4 protein-coding genes are annotated in these 2,937 nt (G+C 54.6%); 2 read left to right on the forward strand and 2 right to left on the reverse strand.

The features are described from left to right. Window positions 1–13 precede the first annotated feature (13 nt). Together hgcA and hgcB are read left to right on the forward strand one after the other, a co-directional pair. Window positions 14–1,165, forward strand: coding sequence for a mercury methylation corrinoid protein HgcA (gene hgcA, locus D5S03_RS08840; RefSeq protein ID WP_250697581.1), 1,152 nt, complete (start codon window positions 14–16; stop codon window positions 1,163–1,165). Continuing rightward, window positions 1,165–1,464: a mercury methylation ferredoxin HgcB gene (gene hgcB / locus D5S03_RS08845; protein WP_287043558.1), complete on the forward strand. Its 300-nt coding sequence runs from the start codon at window positions 1,165–1,167 to the stop codon at window positions 1,462–1,464. The genes hgcA and hgcB overlap by 1 nt, the downstream gene beginning before the upstream one ends. A gap of 281 nt (window positions 1,465–1,745) precedes the next feature. On the opposite strand, the gene D5S03_RS08850 is transcribed toward hgcB, so the two are convergent. Together D5S03_RS08850 and D5S03_RS08855 are read right to left on the reverse strand one after the other, a co-directional pair. Further along, window positions 1,746–2,168: a type II toxin-antitoxin system VapC family toxin gene (locus tag D5S03_RS08850; RefSeq protein ID WP_008871051.1), complete on the reverse strand. Its 423-nt coding sequence runs from the start codon at window positions 2,166–2,168 to the stop codon at window positions 1,746–1,748. Beyond that, a complete protein-coding gene (locus tag D5S03_RS08855) occupies window positions 2,168–2,416 on the reverse strand; it encodes an AbrB/MazE/SpoVT family DNA-binding domain-containing protein (RefSeq protein WP_008871050.1) in 249 nt (82 codons plus the stop codon). The genes D5S03_RS08850 and D5S03_RS08855 overlap by 1 nt, the downstream gene beginning before the upstream one ends. Between the last annotated feature and the right edge of the window lie 521 nt (window positions 2,417–2,937).

Genomic DNA, 2,937 nt, shown 5'->3' on the forward strand with positions numbered 1-2,937 from the left:
ATTTGCCGGAGGTCTGCAGATTCAAGCTTCTCCAGATTATGACTCTGCCGGGGAGGAGATATGCTGAGGACCCCGCAATGAACTGCCGCCGGAGGCGGCAGGGGAACGGGCCGGACTTAGAGCCTGGCCCTTTGTAACCGGCTGGATGTCCACCCCGGCCGGACTGGTGCCCAGGGTGTCACCTCGTCTGAGTCTCCAGGACCGGATTAAAGCTGCCCTGGCTCGCCTCGGCCCTGGACGGGATCATTACCGTATGGCTCCCGGGCTGTATGCCCTGGGTGATCCTGACGGGCAAAGCCCGGTCCTGGTTACCTGCAATTACAAACTTACCTTTGATATCCTGCGCCGGGAACTTGCAGGTCTTTCCTGCTGGTTGCTGGTGGTGGAGACATACGGAATAAATGTCTGGTGCGCCGCAGGCAAGCAGAGCTTCAACGCCGGGGAAGTGGCCCGGCAGGTGAAAAATGCCGGACTTGAACAGGTGGTAAACCACAGGACACTGGTGCTACCCCAGCTGGCTGCTCCAGGGGTGGCCGGGCACAAGATCAGAGGACTCTGCGGCTTCAAGGCATTGTTCGGTCCGGTGGAAATCAGGGATCTGCCGTACTATCTGGACAATAAAATGCAGGCTGCTGATGATTTACGCCGGATAAAATTTCCCCTGGGGCAGCGTTTGCTGGTGGCCCTGGTGGAAGTTTACGGAGCGCGCAGGTTCATGCTCTGGGCCCTGCTGGCGTGTATGCTACTGGCTGCCCTTGGGCCCGGGGGATTCAGCCTGCAGGGCACGGCACTGTCCGGGCTTGGAGCATGGGCAGTGGTGTGGACCGGTTTTATAGGCGGTGTCTTTCTGGTCCCGGTGTTTTTAAGGCAGCTGTATTTCCGGGCATTCGCGGCCAAGGGGCTTCTGGCGGGAGCCCTTACAGGGTTTGTCCTGGCAGTGGCTGTCCCTGGAGGATTTTTGCAGGGCCTGGCTGCAACTGCGGCCTGCATGGCTTTTACCTCCTGGTTTGCCATGCATTATACCGGGTCCACCACCTTTACTTCCCTTTCCGGCGTGGACCGGGAGATGCGCCGGTATATGCCGGTACAGGGCGCTCTTATTCTGGTTGCGGTCGGACTTTGGCTGGGATCAGGCTGGCTTGGTCCCTTGGCAGGAGGTGCATAATGCAGGATTTCAGGTATCTGGAAGATGTGCTTACACTGGAGTATGATCCAGGGCTCTGTATGGGGTGCGGGAGCTGTGTTCAGGTTTGTCCCCACAGGGTGTTTGATGTGGGTGAGCAAAAGGCTGTACTTTTGGACCCGGGCGGTTGCATGGAGTGCGGGGCCTGCGCTCTGAATTGTCCGGCCGGAGCCATAAAAGTCAGGCCGGGGGTGGGCTGCGCCCAAGCCATCCTCAACAGCTGGCTTGCGGGCATGCCGGTTCTGGGACGTTTTTTCCGCCGGGATTCCTGCTGCACCTGAGACGTCGAAAAATTTTTTACTGGTCACTTCATTTTTTTAACACCATGAATGCAATGCTCAGGCATTGAATCTAAGCTTTGATTATTCTGGAGGTTTTGTAATGAGTCAAGAGCAAAACAAGGAAACACAAACCATAACCCAGGGGCAGACCTGAGCCTGGAGTCCGCCTTGGCAGTCTGCCAAGGAAAAAGAAAAAAAGCCCGGAATTACACTGGATGAATTTATGGCCCCCTGCTGCCCGACTCCGGAGCAAAGAACCGACGAGTAGCAGGTTCGTCCTGTCAAATTTCCACCAACTCCAGTCCATGGTTTTTTGCGTTGGCTGCCAGCGTACAGTCCAGGGTCGCCATGTGGCTTGCGCCGAGTTCCAGAGCGACAGCAAGATGCAAGGCATCACCGGATCGCAGCCCGCTTTCACGTCGTCTGATCATGGCCGCGGCCTGTCTGTAGGCATTACGGCTGACCGGCACAATGCGCAGTCCGCCATCCACCAGTGAATCAAATTCCTTGCGTACCAGCTTTGCGGTTGCCTCGTTAATCCGGCCGGTGCGCAACTTGATTGATACAGCACTGGAAAATTCAGTCAACAGCCAGTCAGAGCCGGCAGGCATGTCATGCAGCCTGGCATACCAGGAGATAACCTGCTCTGTTTTCGGTTCGAGTGTCAGCAGCGCGACGATGGCGCTGGTGTCCACATATACCATCAGTAACGTTCCTCCTGGCGCATGTTTTCCACCACCGGCTCAGTCATATGCATGCTGGCGTGCAGCCTGGCAATACGCTCCAGAAAGGCCGCCTTATCGAAGTTCCTTTCAGGTATAAGAGTGATGGCGCCAGCTGGGGTAATGCTGGCCTCGACGATATCTCCCTCCTGTAAGCCGGCGGAGCGGGTGCACTCCACCGGTAAACGAACCGCCAGGCTGTTGCCCCATTTGGATATTTGCAGTTTCATGATTTGCCTCCCTTATGTATATCCGTGAGTATACATTATAGCCAGGTAAAACTCATGTCAAGCGGCACGTGCATTTTGAAGCGATGGTTGGCAAAATCAGTACATACGCCTGCAACAACAAGGACAACACGCATGTCCATTGGGTGAATGCAACGAGGTGGAACTATCCGGCTCGAAATTTAGAGGCCAGGTTGTTTTTGATATCCAGGTTGTAACTATTCATCAGGGCCCGGGGACTTTGCAAACAGGACGTAAAAATCCACCCTGTTAAACCCTGCGAAGCAGGACCGCTATGCGGTGTTTAACAGGGCGAGCTCCAAGGAAGCATAAATCAAAACCTGTACACGAGTTTTTAAACTGGAATAACTTCTATAACATTCTTCAAATCAAATTCGGTGTTTTACGGTTTTGATTAACGCTTCCTACGTCGTTCAGATCCCGCACTTACTTTTTGGCAAATATTGATTTGAAAACTGGGCAGACGTAGAAAAAGTAAGTGCGGGACCCAGTTTGCAAAGCCC

Source organism: Desulfonatronospira sp. MSAO_Bac3 (genome assembly GCF_003838035.1).
GTDB lineage: Bacteria > Desulfobacterota > Desulfovibrionia > Desulfovibrionales > Desulfonatronovibrionaceae > Desulfonatronospira > Desulfonatronospira thiodismutans.